Source organism: Martinezella sp. CNPSo 3964 (assembly GCF_057784375.1).
On sequence record NZ_JBXSOW010000005.1, the window covers coordinates 364,084 to 378,339 of the forward strand.

The window sequence follows — 14,256 nt, forward strand, 5'->3', positions numbered from 1 at the left end:
CATCGGCCTCCGTTCAACGCGTACTGGTTTTCCGCCGCCGGATCACGCCGAAAGGTGCCCGCGCAACAGCGGCAGCAGTTGCTCACCCTGTCGTTTGATCTCGGCCAGGTAGGGCGTGTCGGAGAGGACGAAATGCGTGATGCCCAGATCGCGATATTTCCGCAGGGAACTGGCGACATCCTCGGCCGATCCGACCAGCCAGGTGGTGCCGGCACCGCCGCCGCCGAATTTGCCCGGTGCGGTATAAAGATTGTCGTCGAGTACGTCGCCGCGCACGGTGAGATCGAACAGGCGTTTCTGGCCGACCGCGATCGATTGCCGGTGATCGTTCCAGCCGACCCCCTTGTTTTTCGCCATCTCGGCAACTTTCGCCTCGGCATCGGTCCAGGCCTGCTCTGTCGTGTCGCGCACCAGCGTTGTAATGCGCAGTCCGAATTCCAGCGGCGGCAGATCGCGATCAAGGTCTCTGCTTAGTGCCTTGAGCCGGCTGATCCGCTCAGCGATGTCGGCGAGTGGCTCGCCCCAGAAAAGCTGAACATCGGCCTCCGTGGCGGAAACGCGCTCTGCCGCGTCCGAAGCCCCGCCGAAATAGAGCTTGGGATGCAGGCGTTTCCCGCGGGGCTCAATGCGCGGCGCAGCCGTAGATTCGCTGACGCGAAAGTGCTCTCCCTCATAGGTGACATTCTGCTCGGTCCAGAGCTTGCGGGTGAGCCGCATGAATTCCTTGGTGCGGCCATAGCGATGGGCTTGATCACCCTCGCTGTCGCCATAGGCGGCAAGATTGTCCTTGCCGGAAACGATGTTGACGCGCACGCGGCCGCCGCTCAGCTGATCCAGCGTGGCAGCGGCAGACGCGAAGTGCGCCGGTCGCCAGTAGCCGGGGCGGATTGCGATGAGCGGCTCGAAGCTGGTGGTACGCATGGTGAGCGCAGCCGCGACGGTGAAGGTGTCGGGTCGGCCCCAGCCGGTCCCGATCAATGCGCCCTTCCAGCCGTGATCCTCCAGTGCTCTGGCATGGCTGGTGAGCGTTTCCAGGCTGTTATGGTTCTCGACGGCGGAATCGCCGCGATGGCCCGGTTTAACATCATTGGGGATGTACCAGAGAAATTCGCTGTTATCGCTCATGCCTGCGCCTGTAAGTCTTTCTGGATCGAATGACGGATTTAGTGGTGAAGAAGGCCGCGAGCGACATTGGCTCGCAGACCGTTGCGGCTAAAGCTTGCCCTTCCAGGGAACGAGGACGACCTCGATGATACGGACGGCGGTCGAGAAGGCGAATGCGCAGACCGCTATGATGCCGATGCCGACGAAGACAACGTCGGTGGCAAGGAACTGCGATGCCGACATGATCATGAAGCCGATGCCGCGGGTGGACGCAATGAGTTCGGCTGCAACCAAAGTTCCCCAGCCTATGCCGAAGGAAATCCGGATACCGGTCAGGATTTCCGGCAGGGCCGAAGGCAGGACGACCGTGAGGAAAAGCTGCAGCCGGTTCGCGCCGAGAGACCGGGCGGCGTTGACACGCTCGAGCGGCAGCGAACGAACGCCTGCTTGGGCAGACAGGCAGATCGGCGCGAACATGGCGAGCACAAGGAGAGTAATCTTCGAGGTTTCGCCAATGCCAAGCCATATGATCATCAGCGGCAGGTAGGAGAGGGGAGGCAGCGGCCAATAGAATTCGATCGGAGTATCCAGAATGCCCTTTGCCCAGCGGTTGAGACCCATCAACAGACCGACGGGAATGCCGATCCCGATCGCGATGGCTGCTGCGACGACGATGCGAAACAGGCTCGCCAATATGTGCTCGGAAAGCGAAGCGCCGGCATAACCATCGCGGTAGACGACGCCGATCTGTGTCCAAACCTCGTCGGGGCGGGGCAGAAAGAGATGCGACACCAGGCCGAGCTTGGCGACCAGCCACCACAATGCGAGACAGACGATTGCAGTCGCGAAGCTGATGGCGATAGTCGGCTTTTCTCCGACGCCAAAACCGGGAATGCGAACCAGCTTCGGTTGGGCCTGCGTTTCGGAAACGACGATCGGTCTGGTTTCGATGATATCGCTCATGCCGCGCTCCTGATGCTGTCGGCGTTGTGGAGGATGGCGCGGATTTCTTCGCGAAGATTGCCGAATTCGGTGGAAGAAATGATTGTCTTTGTGTCGCCGCTTTCGGCAAAGCGATGCACAAAATCAAGCTCGAAGCGGGCAACGACACGCCCCGGCCTCGGAGACATGACCAGAACCTCTGTGCCGAGAAAAAGCGCCTCCTCGATCGAATGGGTGATGAAGAAGATGCGTTTGTCGGTTCTGGCCCAGATCGAGACCAGCAGTTCCTGCATCTGCTCGCGGGTCAGGCTGTCTAGAGCGCCGAATGGTTCGTCCATCAGCAGGATATCCGGATCGGTGGCGAGCGCCCGCGCAATGCCGACGCGCTGGCGCATGCCGCCCGACAACTCATAGGGCAGGGCATTGGCAAAGTCGGTCAGCCCGACGAGCCGCAAAAGCTCCGATGCGCGATCCCGGCGTTCCCGCTTGCCCAAACCGGCAAATTGCAGACCGAGGGCTACATTGTCGATAACGGATTTCCACGGCAGCAGCGAATCCTTCTGGAAGACAACGCCGCGATCGGCGCCAGGGCCGGAGACCGGCCTGCCGTCGAGCGTGATCTTTCCCTCCGAAAGTGGGAGGAAACCGGCGATCGCGTTGAGCAGTGTGGATTTGCCACAGCCGGATGCACCAAGCGCTACGACGATGCCGCGCTCCGGAATGTTGAAGGAAACGCGGTCGAGCGCGTGAACGGTTCTGCCGTCACGCGCCGCAAAGAAAACGCTGGCATGGTCGACTTGAAGCATAGAGCCCTCAAGAAATGAGACACCGGCACGACGAGCGCCGGTGTCGGGGGATCAATTGCTGGCGTTGGCAAGCGCGTCAGCGGTGACAAATGCGCCGTAGTTCGGCAGCACTTCGGAGACCTTTCCCTGGCTCTTCAAGAAGGTCGCGGTGTCCTTCAAGATCTTGGCTGCCCCGGACTTGTCACCGCCGCCGAGCCAGTCGGCCGATGCCTGAACATCCGGGGTCAGGAGCGTAAGGTTCTTGAGTGCTGCGGCCTGTTGGTCGGCCGTGCCGCCGAGAAGCTTGGCGAGGGCCTTCGCATTGTCGCTCTCCGGTCCCCAGGCGGCCTTGTCGGTTGCGAATGAGGCGTAGTACTTGCTGATGACAGAGGCATAGGCCTTCAGGAATTGTGGGTTGTCGGCCGCGAATTTCGAGGTTGCGACCCAGGCGGAAAACGTCGGGGCACCCTTGTCGGCGACGTCCTTGGATGTCACCAGCACCTTGCCGTTCTTCTTCAGCTCGGTGAGCGCCGGGTCCCAGACGAAGCCGCCGTCGATATCACCGCGATTGTAGCTGGCGACGATCTCCGGCTGCGGGACGGCGAAGACCTGCACGTCCTTTTCGCTCAGACCTAGAGACTTGATGAGGGCTAGCAGCTGATAATGATCCGTGGAAACGGGTGCTGCCGCAAGCTTCTTGCCCTTCAGATCAGCGAGTGTGTTGATGCCGGAGCCATTGCGCACCACGAGGGCTTCATCGACGCCCGAGATGGACGAGAGGTAGAACGCCTTCACTTCAAGTCCACGGGAGGCAGCTGCCGCAAACGGGCTGGAGCCGACATAGCCGATCTGGACGTCGCCGGATGCGATGGCCGCGAAAATCTCGGCTCCGGAATTGAATTTGCGGAAATCGATCTGGTAGCCCGTCTCCTTGGCGAATTCTCCGTTGGCGATTGCGACGGAGGAGGGCAGGGCATCGGTCTGATAGGCGACGACGACCTTCTTGTCGGCCGCGGCAGCGACCGTTACCACGGAGATACTGGCGAGGCCCATGGCAGCGGCAGCGATCAATGTCTTGAACTTCATGTGTGTCCCCTTGGCCGGATCGGACTTCTCCGGCGGTTCCCTGAGTGCGATAGGGTAAAGCCTAGCGAAGAAGGGGAGAGGATCGACAGAAATAACAAACTATTTTTATAGACTATAGTGGGAATTGTTTGTCTGAATCCGTGACAAGCGCAGCGACGGCGTATTTCTGCCGATCAACGCAATGCAGAGGTCCATCCGAACACGTGATCCGCAACGGCTGCTATATGTTCTGCGGATGTGAAACCGGATACGGCCTTTCGTGGCGTGAAATCATGGTCTCCATCTTCCAACCAGAGAAGTTCGATCATGTTGGAGAGTTGGAAAGTGGAGACTTCTTCGCGTGATCCGAATAGGTCGCGCGTTCCCTGACAGATGAGGGTAGGCGTCGTCATGCCTTGAAGATGGGCGGTTCGCAGATTCTCCGGTTTTCCTATCGGATGAAAAGGATAGCCAAGACAAAGCAGTCCGGAAATCCGCCCCGCATTGTGAAGATCGTCCGCGATCATGCTCGCCACGCGTCCGCCCATGGATTTCCCCGCGATGACGAGTGTCCCACTTGAACCGACTTCGTCGATCACGGCTTCGAATTCCTGATTGAGGAGCTCCGCTCGGGGTGGCGGAGACCGCTTCCCGGAGGAGCGCCGTGCCGACATGTAGTCGAACTCGAACCGGACAATTCGCAAGCCCTTGCGGACGAGTGCCGCAGACATGGTTTCCATCCATTTCGTATCCATTGCGCCACCGGCCCCATGCGCGAGAACGATGGTGACCTTGGCGTCTTCGGGACCATTGATGAGAAATTGGTGCGGCATTCAGGATTCTCCAGGTTCGTAGCGTCGCAGTTGGACGTTGCGCCGCTGGCGCTTTGTTAGCAAAGCTCGGATTCGAAGGCGAGGAATCTCAGCCTTGAGGGGCGCTGCAAACTCGTGGATGTCCTTAGAGTAGACGTAACAACGTCAACTTGCCGAGTTTGCCGAGCTCGAGTTAATTGGCTTGTCCGCGCCTGCGGCCAAGCAAGTTCAGCGCAGTCTGAAAGGTTTCGGCGGACGACCGCGCCGTATCCACGAGGTAAAGCTGTCGCTTAAAGCCTAGACTGGTGACATTTGTTGCGGCCCCATCCGCACCCCTTGGACAACTGCCGATTTTTTCCGCATCCGGCGAAAGAAAAAGAAAGCTGTTTCTTAAATAACTTAAAATCTATGTTTTTTATAGACTATAGCGTTCCATGGTCGGCATTGAGCGCAAACATGGATGAAACGGCATGACTTACCTTCTTAGCCTTCTTGACAAGAGCCCGATCGAACAGGGGCTCAGCGCCACCGATGCGCTTGGGGCAACGACACGTCTGGCCATCAGGGCCGAAGAACTTGGCTATCATCGCTTCTGGGTCGCCGAGCACCACAACATGGCGAACCTCGCAAGTTCGGCGCCGGAAGTTCTGATCGCCTACCTTCTGGCGAGGACCACGAAGATTCGCCTCGGCTCGGGCGGCGTCATGTTGCAGCACTACAGCGCCTACAAGGTTGCCGAGGCCTTCAATCTCCTTGCCTCGCTGGCACCCGGCCGCGTGGATCTCGGCGTCGGCAAGGCGCCGGGCGGATTTCCGCTCTCCACCCGCGCGCTGCAACTTGCCTTCGATCCCGAAAAGAAGCCTGATTTCGCAGAGCAGCTTTCCGACATCAACACCTATCTTGCGGCGGATCCTCATTCCGAAGGCGCGCTGGCCACACCGTTTCCGCCGCGCTCGCCGGAGCGCTTTCTCCTTGGTGCCAGTGTCGAAAGCGCGAGGCTTGCAGCGGAGAAGGGCTGGAGGCTGGTCTTTGCCGGCCATCTGAACGGCGATCCAGAGAACCTGCAGAAGACCTTCGAAGCCTATTACGATGCAACAGGCGGCAAGGTGCCGATCCTGGCGCTCGCCGCCTTCGCCGCCGAAAGCGAGGCTCATGCACGCGAGCGCGTCGGCCAGCTGCGCATCGTCAAGCTTTTCCTACCGAATGGCCAGAGCGTCAATGTCGGCACCCAGGAACAGGCTGCGGAGTTCGCACGCCAGGCCGGTTTCTCGGATTTTCGGACCGAGGAGAAGGTGCCGAGCGTGCTGCATGGCACGGCGGGGCAGATCCGAGGCGAACTCGATGCGCTACACCGCCGCTACGGCATCGAGGAATTCGTACTCGACACGCCGGCGCTGACCGCAGCCGAACGGCTCAACTCCGTAGAATTGCTCGCCAAAGAGCGCCTTTCCCTTGTTGCCTGAACGGCCTGTCCCAGGAGGATCATCATGGCTCAAAAACACGTCACCTTCGGTATCATGCTGCAAGGCCCGGGCGGCCACATGAATGCCTGGAAGCATCCGAGCGTTCCGGCCGATGCCAGCACTAATCTGAACTTCTTCGTCAAGACGGCCCGCAAGGCCGAGGAGGCCGGCGTTGCCTTCGCCTTCGTCGCGGACGGACTTTACATCAATGAACAGTCGATCCCGCACTTCCTCAATCGCTTTGAGCCGCTGACCATTCTGTCCGCGCTTGCCGCCTTCACGACGAAACTCGGTCTGGTGGGTACGGTTTCGACTTCCTATAGCGATCCTTTCACCATCGCACGGCAGTTTGCCTCACTCGATCTCATCAGCGGCGGCCGCGCCGGTTGGAACGCGGTAACGTCGCCGCTCGAGGGTTCCGGTCGCAACTACAGTCGCGAGCATCCGGAACATGAGTTGCGCTATGAGATCGCTGACGAATATCTCGATGCCATCAAGGGCCTGTGGGACTCCTGGGACGACGATGCCTTTGTTCGGGATCGCGAGACCGGCGTGTATGCCGACAAATCCAAGCTGCATCGTTTAAACCATAAGGGCCGGTTCTTCCGGATCGAAGGTCCGCTCAATATCGGCCGCTCGAAGCAGGGTCAGCCGGTGGTATTCCAGGCAGGTGCTTCCGATTCCGGCATCCGGCTCGCCGGCAAGCACGCCGATGCTGTCTTCACCAATGGCGGACCGCTCGAAGATGCCAAGGTCTTCTACAAGCAGGTCAAGCAGTCCGCGATCGCGCATGGCCGCAGTGCCGCCGATGTCGGCATCTTTCCAGGCATCGGCCCGATCGTCGGCGCGACGCAGGAGGAGGCGGAAGCCAAGTATCGGGCAATCCGCAATCTCGTCACCATCGAGGAAGCGCTCGCCTATCTCGGCCGCTTCTTCGATCACCACGACTTCAGCGCCTATCCGCTGGACGAGCCGTTTCCCGATCTCGGAGATATCGGCCGCAACAATTTCCGAGCCACGACCGACCGCATCAAGAAGACCGCACGGGAGAAGGGGCTCACCCTGCGCGAAGTGGCGCTCGATGCGGCCACGCCTCGAACATCCTTCATCGGCACTGCCGCGCACATTGCCGATGAGATCATCCGTTGGGTGGATGAGGAAGGGGCGGATGGCTTCATCCTCGGCTTCCCGGTCATCGGTGAAGGCTTCGACGATTTCTCCAGGCATGTCCTGCCGATCCTGACCGAGCGCGGCTATTTCGATCCCACGCTGAAAGGCGAGACGCTGCGCGATCACCTCGGACTGCCATATCGCGAAAGCCGTTATGCGGCAGAGGCCGCGGACATCGAACCCGCAAAGGCCGTGGGCGCTTGAGCCAGGACAATCATCATGAACGCCATCATCAAGACCGCTTCGATCACCGATCCGATCGAGACAGGAATCGCCGTCTATCTTGATGAGATCATCGCCTTGCGGCATGACCTGCATCAATATCCCGAACTTGCCTTTCAGGAGCATCGTACCGCCAAGAAGGTGGCCTCGCTGCTCGCGGAATGGGGCTACGAAGTCGCGACAGGCATAGCCGGTACCGGCGTGGTCGCGACGCTGAGGCGGGGCAATGGCAACCGCAGCATCGGTATTCGCGCCGACATGGATGCCTTGCCGATCGAAGAGGCGACCGGGCTCGAGTATGCGAGCGCCAATCCCGGCGTCATGCATGCCTGCGGTCACGACGGGCATACGTCGATCCTGCTCGCAGCTGCCCGTTATCTTGCCGAAAGCGGCAATTTCAGCGGCATTCTGCGGTTGATATTCCAGCCAGCCGAGGAAATTGGCGCGGGTGCGCGCAAGATGCTGTCGGAGGGGCTCTTCGATCGTTTTCCGGTCGATGCGGTCTTCGGCCTGCACAATTGGCCTGGTGTGCCGACGGCACAGTTCGGCTTCGTTGCCGGCCCGGCGATGGCCTCCGTCGACAAGGCGGTCATCACGATCGTCGGAAAAGGCGGGCATGGTGCCGAGCCGCACCGTTCGGTCGATCCAGTGCTGGCTTCGGCTTCGTTCATCACGGCCCTGCAGAGCGTCGTCTCGCGCAATATAGACCCTCAGGAGATGGCGGTCGCGACTGTGGGATCCATTCATGCCGGTTCGGCTTCGAACGTCATCCCGGAAAGCGTGGAGATGAAGCTGACCATGCGGGCCTACAATGAGACCGTCCGTGCCAGATTGCAGGAACGAATACCCGCGCTAGCGCGCGCACAGGCGGAAAGCTTCGGTGCCGCGGCCGAAGTCGATTACCGTCTCGGTTTTCCCGCACTCGTCAATCATGCCGAAGAAACCGAATTCGCTCGCAATGTCGCCTTGCAGGCGCTTGGGACATCTGCCGTCGAGGCGGATTTTCGGCCGCGTACGGCGAGCGAAGACTTTGCCTTTCTGCTGCAGGCCAAGCCCGGGAGCTATCTCTTCGTCGGCAACGGCGACACCGCGCCGCTGCACAGTGCCCGCTACGATTTCAACGACGCCATCATCGCGCCGGCAGCTCGCTACTGGGTGCGGCTCGCCGAAGCTTTCCTCGCGAATGACAACGGGTGACGAACCACATGAGCGACACGTTTCTTTATACGACCACGCTGGACCCGCGCGCCAAGCCGCTGATTGACGAGCTGATCCATGAATATGATAGCCGTTACGGCAACTACTTCAGTGCCGAAGGGGCAGCGGCCGAACTCAATCGTTATCCACCAGAGGCTTTCGCGCCGCCGCATGGCAACTTCCTGCTGCTGTTGCGTAATGGCGAGGCGATCGGCGGCGGCGCGTTCAAGCATTACGACGATCGGACCGCCGAGTTCAAACGCATCTGGACACGGCATGATCTGCGCCGTCAGGGACTGGCGCGCACAGTGCTGGTGGAACTGGAGGCACAGGCGGTGCGGCAAGGCTATCGACGCATCTATCTGACGACCGGTTTTCGGCAGCCCGAGGCGGTCGGTCTTTATCTCAGCAATGGTTACACGGCGCTCTTCGATACCTCGCTCGATCCGGAGGTCCACAAGATCCTGCCTTTCGAGAAGGATGTCAGCCATCTGGCCTTGCCTGACATCGCTGATGCCCCGGGCTCCGGGCAACGTCTGGCCGCCGCCGGCAGGTAATGGCGAGCCGGATCAACAACAATCATAAGGGGTAAGTATCATGGCGCTAACGACGGATTTTGCGGGTGCCGATCGAGGCACGGCAACTATCGAGACCAAGACTGATTATTCGCGCTACCGCATCGTGCCGGCGAGGCACCCCGGACGCATGACCGGCACGATCTTTGCCGCGCTCGTCATAGCGGTCGTCCTCTATTCCACCTTCACCAATCCGCGCTGGGGCTGGGGTGTCTTTGCCGAATGGTTTTTCGCCGAGCCGGTTTTGGTGGGGCTTGGCAGGACGTTGCTTCTGACGGCGCTTGCGGCTGTGTCAGGCTCCATCCTCGGAACCGCCCTGGCATTGGCGCGCGTATCGAAGTCGCCGCTGCTTGCAAGTCTCTCCTGGGGCTATATCTGGCTGCTGCGTTCGATCCCGATGATCGTACTGCTGTTGGTTCTCAACAATCTCGGCTATCTCTATGAAACTATTAGCATTGGTGTCCCGTTCACCGATAAGGTGCTCCTGAATTATCCGACCACGCAGCTCCTGACGCCGTTTGCCGCAGCCTTTCTCGGCCTGACGCTAAACCAGTCGGCCTTTTTTGCCGAAATCGTGCGCGGCGGCATCCTTTCGGTCGATCAGGGCCAGTTGGAAGCGGCCGCATCCCTCGGCCTGTCTCGCCGCCGTCAGGCCTTCCGCATCGTTCTGCCGCAGGCGATGCGCTCCATTCTTCCCACGGGCTTCAACGAGATTATCGGTCTCGCCAAGAGCACGTCCATGGTCTACGTGCTCGCCCTGCCGGAGCTCTTCTATACGGTGCAGGTCATCTATCGCCGCAATCTGGAAGTCATTCCGCTGCTGATGGTGGCGACGGTCTGGTATCTCGTCATTATGACGGTGCTATCGATCGCGCAGCACTATATCGAGCGTTATTTCTCCAGGGGCGCGGTACGCAATCCGACACCGTTGCCGTTCCAGGCATTCTTCAAACGCTTCCAGCGGCCGCTGCCTGCCGTCACGGCAGATACCAGGTCGGAAACCGGGGCACTCGCCACCCTTCGGAGCGTCACAGATCTTCGTGCCAAGGGCGGTGCCGTGCGCATCCATGGTATATCGAAGAGCTTTGGTGCGCTGAAGGTTCTCGACGATATCGAGTTCAACCTGCCGGCCGGCAGCGTCACGGCTATCATCGGACCGTCGGGCTCGGGGAAATCGACACTGCTGCGCGCCATCAATCATCTGGAGCGCGTCGACAGCGGCTTTATCTCCGTCGATGGCGATCTCGTCGGCTACACGCAGAAGGGCGAGGTGCTCTATGAGCTTAAGGAAAAGGAGATTCTGAAACGCCGAACCGACATCGGCATGGTCTTTCAGAACTTCAACTTGTTCCCGCATCTTACTGTTTTGGAAAACATTATCGAGGCGCCAATACAGGTGCGCGGGCTAGGCCGGGACGAAGCTATCGCTTTTGCCAGGGAGTTGCTCGCTCGCGTCGGCCTCAGCGACAAGATCGATGCCTACCCACGCCAACTTTCCGGTGGCCAGCAGCAGCGCGTTGCCATCGCTCGCGCCTTGGCGCTACGGCCGAAGGTCCTGCTTTTTGACGAGCCGACCTCGGCGCTCGATCCGGAACTCGTCGGCGAAGTCCTCGATGTGATCAAGGAACTGGCGCGAACCGGCACGACCCTTGTGATCGTCACCCACGAAATCGGTTTTGCCCGCGAGGTGGCCGATACCGTCGTCTTCATGGAAGGCGGACATATTCTCGAGACTGGCTCGCCAACCCAGATCTTCAACGATGCGAGGCACCCGCGCACCCGCGCCTTCCTCGCCAAGGTTCTCTAGCAGTCGCAGGCAGGATCTGGACGTTCTGACGTAGCAAGCGTTCGGATACTGATAACAATAAAAGCAACCTATAATTGAAACGGAGAAGGGAAATGACATTCATTGAGAGAGCAAAGTATGTCGTTGCCGGCGTTCTGACGGCGGTAGCGATGAGTTGGACGCCGACGATTGCGGCCGAGAAGTTCAACCTCAGTCCGGATACATCCAATCGCGTCAGGGCGCAAAAGGATGAGGCGGCGGTCAAGGCAATTGCGCCGGGCTTCAAGTTCGTCAATCCCGGCAAGTTCACCGTCGCGATCAGCCCTTGGGATCCGCCGATCGCCACCTATGCGACCGATGCCAAGACGGTCGTGGGTGGCGATCCGGACATCGCGCAGTTGCTCGCCGATTCCCTGGGCCTTCAGCTGGACCTGGTGCCAGTTGCCTGGGAAGACTGGCCGCTCGGCGTCTCCTCCGGCAAGTATGATGCGGTCATTTCCAATGTAACCGTCACCGAAGAGCGCAAGGAGAAGTTCGATTTCTCCACCTATCGCAAGGATGTGCTCGGCTTCTATGTGAAGGCCGATAGCAAGATCACCTCGATCAAGGAGCCGAAGGATGTAGCGGGTCTCAAGGTGATCACCGGCGCCGGCACCAACCAGGAAAAGATCATTCTCGAATGGGATCGTCAGAATGTGGCGGCTGGCCTGAAGCCCATCGAAGTGCAATATTACGATGATCGCGCCGCCGCCGATCTCGCGCTGCAGTCCGGCCGCGCCGATGTCGAATTCAATCCGAACGCGACGCAGGCCTATAATGCCTCCATCAACGGCACCCGAAAGCTCGTTGGCATCGTCTCCGGTGGCTGGCCGCTGACGGCCGAAATCGCCGTGACGACGAAGAAGGGCGCTGGCCTTGCCGATGCTGTCACTCTCGCACTCAACGATCTGATCAAGAACGGCAAATATGGCGAGGTGCTGAAGCACTGGAGCCTGACTGCCGAAGGGATCGATCAATCCAAGACCAACCCTGCGGGCCTGCCGAAGAGCGGCTCGTAATGTTGGTCGAGCGGACCGGCGCCGGTGGGGCCCGCGTCGGTCCGCTCCCCGTCTTATCCATGGAGTTACCTGTTCGTGTTCATCCTTCCGACTTTCAAAACCATATTGGCCGCGGTCACAACGATTTCCCTGATCGGACTTGGCGCCGCGAAGGCGGCCGACGACTTCGATCTCAGCCCTGAACAGCCGGGCCGCATTCATGCAGCGAAGAACGATGCTGCGATCGCCGCTATCCCCAAGGATTTCAAGTTCGTCACTCCGGGCACCTTCACCGTCGCGGTCGCACCTGGTGGACCTCCGCTTGCGACCTATGCGACGGACGCGAAGACCGTCGTCGGCGCCGATCCCGATTATGCCAATGCCGTTGCCGATGCGCTTGGCCTGAAGCTCGAACTCGTGCCCGTCGCCTGGATCGATTGGCCGCTGGGGCTGACCTCCGGCAAATACGATGCCGTCATTTCCAACGTCGGCGTTACCGAGCAGCGCAAGGAGAAGTTCGATTTCTCCACCTATCGGCAGGGCCTGCACGGTTTCTTCGTCAAGAAAGACAGCAAGATCGTGTCGATCAAAGAGCCGAAGGATGCAGCCGGTCTGCGCATCATCGTTGGCGCCGGCACCAATCAGGAGCGTATCCTGCTCAAATGGAGCGACGAGGATGTCAAAGCCGGTCTGAAGCCGATCGAGCTGCAATATTATGACGACGACGCGGCGAGCCTTCTGGCTCTCCAGTCGGATCGGGCCGATGTCATCGTGCAGCCACACGCCCAGCTCGTCTACATCGCGGCGCGCGATAAGAACATCAAGCGCGTGGGAACGCTGAGCGCCGGCTGGCCGGATCGATCGGATGTCGCGATCACCACGCGTAAGGGCAGCGGCCTTGCCGCGGCGCTTACGCTTGCGACGAACGGGCTGATCAAGGACGGTACCTACGCCAAGATCCTCGACCACTGGCATCTTGCCGAAGAAGCCTTGCCGAAGTCGGAAACCAATCCGCCGGGCCTGCCGAAATTTTGAGGAGACAGCCGAATGAGCCGCCAAGCCCCATCGATCAGCCATATCGGCTTCCTGACGCCGGGAAACTATCCGGATGAGGACCCGCTCGCCGGTCTCGAACAGACCCTGCAATTGCTCGAATACGGGGAAGGGAGGGGCTTCAACAGCGCCTGGGTACGCCAGCGGCATTTGGAACCCGGCATTTCCTCGGCAAGCGCCTTTCTCGCCGCGGCGACGCAGCGAACGCGCCACATCGAGCTCGGCACCGCCGTCATACCCATCGGCTACGAAAGCCCGTATCGGCTTGCCGAGGATCTGGCGACTGTGGATGTGCTCTCGCGCGGACGATTGAATATCGGTCTGAGCGCCGGCCGGCCGCTGCATGCGGATCTGATCGGGCCGCTCGCCTTCGATGGCGATTGGGAGAACCACGATTTTTCCCATCAGAGGGTGCTGCGCTTCACGGATAATCTGAAGGGCACCTATGTCGGCAATCAGGATACGCTCATCAAGACGCCGTTCGGCCCGCAGCGCCCGCGCCTCCAGCCCTATGCCAAAGGCTTGATCGATCGCATCTGGTATGGTGGTGGCTCGCTGCGTTCGGCCGAATGGGCCGGTCGAAACGGTTTCAACCTGCTCATCGGCAATGTTACGACCGGCGAGCAGACGGATGATTTCTTTGTCGCGCAGTCGCGCCAACTGGAAACCTACCGTGCTTCGGGCGGCGATACGAGGCGGGTGGCGCTTGGCCGGGTCATCGTACCCTTCGACAGCGCCGATGCGATCACCCGCAAGCGTTATACCGACTATGCCGCCGGCCGCTATGAGCGCACGCTTTCGCCTCAAGGCGAACGGCGAACCCTTTTCGCCCGCGATATCGTCGGCTCGTCGGATGAAATCCTCGAACGTCTGCGCAAGGATCCGATCCTGCCCTATGTCAGTGAATTCCGGCTGGAGCTGCCCTATGAGTTTCATGACGAGGAATATCGACAGATCATCCACGACTTCGTGACATCGATCGCTCCGGAGCTTGGCTGGAAAGAAATCAGGCCTCTGCAGCGGTCCGCATCGTGAAGCGGCCATA

13 protein-coding genes are annotated in these 14,256 nt (G+C 60.1%); 8 read left to right on the forward strand and 5 right to left on the reverse strand.

Annotation, left to right across the window (positions count from 1 at the left end; all coding sequences use genetic code 11):
* Window positions 1-42 precede the first annotated feature (42 nt).
* From AC13Q5_RS18195 to AC13Q5_RS18215, 5 genes are all read right to left on the reverse strand, one after another.
* Window positions 43-1,125 (reverse strand): LLM class flavin-dependent oxidoreductase, encoded by a 1,083-nt coding sequence (locus AC13Q5_RS18195; protein ID WP_488502659.1) that lies wholly within the window; start codon window positions 1,123-1,125, stop codon window positions 43-45.
* An 87-nt stretch (window positions 1,126-1,212) separates the two neighbouring features.
* Window positions 1,213-2,067, reverse strand: coding sequence for an ABC transporter permease subunit (locus AC13Q5_RS18200; RefSeq protein ID WP_075854143.1), 855 nt, complete (start codon window positions 2,065-2,067; stop codon window positions 1,213-1,215).
* The gene (locus AC13Q5_RS18205; protein WP_075854144.1) at window positions 2,064-2,852 is read right to left on the reverse strand and encodes a taurine ABC transporter ATP-binding protein; all 789 of its coding nucleotides are present in this window, start codon (window positions 2,850-2,852) and stop codon (window positions 2,064-2,066) included. Before AC13Q5_RS18205 ends, AC13Q5_RS18200 begins: the two co-directional genes overlap by 4 nt.
* Window positions 2,853-2,903: 51 nt before the next feature.
* Complete coding sequence (gene tauA, locus AC13Q5_RS18210) at window positions 2,904-3,917, reverse strand: taurine ABC transporter substrate-binding protein (RefSeq protein ID WP_488502660.1); 1,014 nt, start codon at window positions 3,915-3,917, stop codon at window positions 2,904-2,906.
* A 173-nt stretch (window positions 3,918-4,090) separates the two neighbouring features.
* Entirely contained in the window at window positions 4,091-4,729 is a 639-nt protein-coding gene (locus AC13Q5_RS18215; protein WP_488502661.1) for an alpha/beta family hydrolase, read from the reverse strand.
* Between the two features lie 449 nt (window positions 4,730-5,178).
* On the opposite strand from AC13Q5_RS18215, the gene AC13Q5_RS18220 reads away from it, so the two are divergent.
* The 8 genes from AC13Q5_RS18220 to AC13Q5_RS18255 all read left to right on the forward strand — a co-directional run bounded on the left by AC13Q5_RS18220 (window position 5,179) and on the right by AC13Q5_RS18255 (window position 14,246).
* Window positions 5,179-6,171 (forward strand): LLM class flavin-dependent oxidoreductase, encoded by a 993-nt coding sequence (locus AC13Q5_RS18220; protein WP_488502662.1) that lies wholly within the window; start codon window positions 5,179-5,181, stop codon window positions 6,169-6,171.
* 24 nt (window positions 6,172-6,195) lie between these two features.
* On the forward strand, window positions 6,196-7,545 hold the full coding sequence (locus AC13Q5_RS18225; RefSeq protein ID WP_488502663.1) for an LLM class flavin-dependent oxidoreductase: 1,350 nt from the start codon (window positions 6,196-6,198) through the stop codon (window positions 7,543-7,545).
* Window positions 7,546-7,560: 15 nt separating this feature from the next.
* Window positions 7,561-8,760 (forward strand): M20 aminoacylase family protein, encoded by a 1,200-nt coding sequence (locus tag AC13Q5_RS18230; protein ID WP_457880851.1) that lies wholly within the window; start codon window positions 7,561-7,563, stop codon window positions 8,758-8,760.
* A gap of 8 nt (window positions 8,761-8,768) precedes the next feature.
* Window positions 8,769-9,317 (forward strand): GNAT family N-acetyltransferase, encoded by a 549-nt coding sequence (locus AC13Q5_RS18235; RefSeq protein WP_488502664.1) that lies wholly within the window; start codon window positions 8,769-8,771, stop codon window positions 9,315-9,317.
* Between the two features lie 40 nt (window positions 9,318-9,357).
* A complete protein-coding gene (locus AC13Q5_RS18240) occupies window positions 9,358-11,142 on the forward strand; it encodes an amino acid ABC transporter permease/ATP-binding protein (protein WP_488502665.1) in 1,785 nt (594 codons plus the stop codon).
* A gap of 92 nt (window positions 11,143-11,234) precedes the next feature.
* Entirely contained in the window at window positions 11,235-12,179 is a 945-nt protein-coding gene (locus AC13Q5_RS18245; RefSeq protein ID WP_457890773.1) for an ABC transporter substrate-binding protein, read from the forward strand.
* Window positions 12,180-12,260: 81 nt separating this feature from the next.
* Window positions 12,261-13,193: an ABC transporter substrate-binding protein gene (locus AC13Q5_RS18250; protein WP_488502758.1), complete on the forward strand. Its 933-nt coding sequence runs from the start codon at window positions 12,261-12,263 to the stop codon at window positions 13,191-13,193.
* 12 nt (window positions 13,194-13,205) lie between these two features.
* On the forward strand, window positions 13,206-14,246 hold the full coding sequence (locus AC13Q5_RS18255; RefSeq protein ID WP_488502666.1) for an LLM class flavin-dependent oxidoreductase: 1,041 nt from the start codon (window positions 13,206-13,208) through the stop codon (window positions 14,244-14,246).
* Window positions 14,247-14,256 lie beyond the last annotated feature (10 nt).

Bases quoted from the DNA above. Each gene is read 5' to 3' on its own strand.
- AC13Q5_RS18195 (WP_488502659.1), bottom strand. From the start codon at position 1,125: ATGAGCGATAACAGCGAATTTCTCTGGTACATCCCCAATGATGTTAAA.
- AC13Q5_RS18200 (WP_075854143.1), bottom strand. From the start codon at position 2,067: ATGAGCGATATCATCGAAACCAGACCGATCGTCGTTTCCGAAACGCAG.
- AC13Q5_RS18205 (WP_075854144.1), bottom strand. From the start codon at position 2,852: ATGCTTCAAGTCGACCATGCCAGCGTTTTCTTTGCGGCGCGTGACGGC.
- tauA (WP_488502660.1), bottom strand. From the start codon at position 3,917: ATGAAGTTCAAGACATTGATCGCTGCCGCTGCCATGGGCCTCGCCAGT.
- AC13Q5_RS18215 (WP_488502661.1), bottom strand. From the start codon at position 4,729: ATGCCGCACCAATTTCTCATCAATGGTCCCGAAGACGCCAAGGTCACC.
- AC13Q5_RS18220 (WP_488502662.1), top strand. From the start codon at position 5,179: ATGACTTACCTTCTTAGCCTTCTTGACAAGAGCCCGATCGAACAGGGG.
- AC13Q5_RS18225 (WP_488502663.1), top strand. From the start codon at position 6,196: ATGGCTCAAAAACACGTCACCTTCGGTATCATGCTGCAAGGCCCGGGC.
- AC13Q5_RS18230 (WP_457880851.1), top strand. From the start codon at position 7,561: ATGAACGCCATCATCAAGACCGCTTCGATCACCGATCCGATCGAGACA.
- AC13Q5_RS18235 (WP_488502664.1), top strand. From the start codon at position 8,769: ATGAGCGACACGTTTCTTTATACGACCACGCTGGACCCGCGCGCCAAG.
- AC13Q5_RS18240 (WP_488502665.1), top strand. From the start codon at position 9,358: ATGGCGCTAACGACGGATTTTGCGGGTGCCGATCGAGGCACGGCAACT.
- AC13Q5_RS18245 (WP_457890773.1), top strand. From the start codon at position 11,235: ATGACATTCATTGAGAGAGCAAAGTATGTCGTTGCCGGCGTTCTGACG.
- AC13Q5_RS18255 (WP_488502666.1), top strand. From the start codon at position 13,206: ATGAGCCGCCAAGCCCCATCGATCAGCCATATCGGCTTCCTGACGCCG.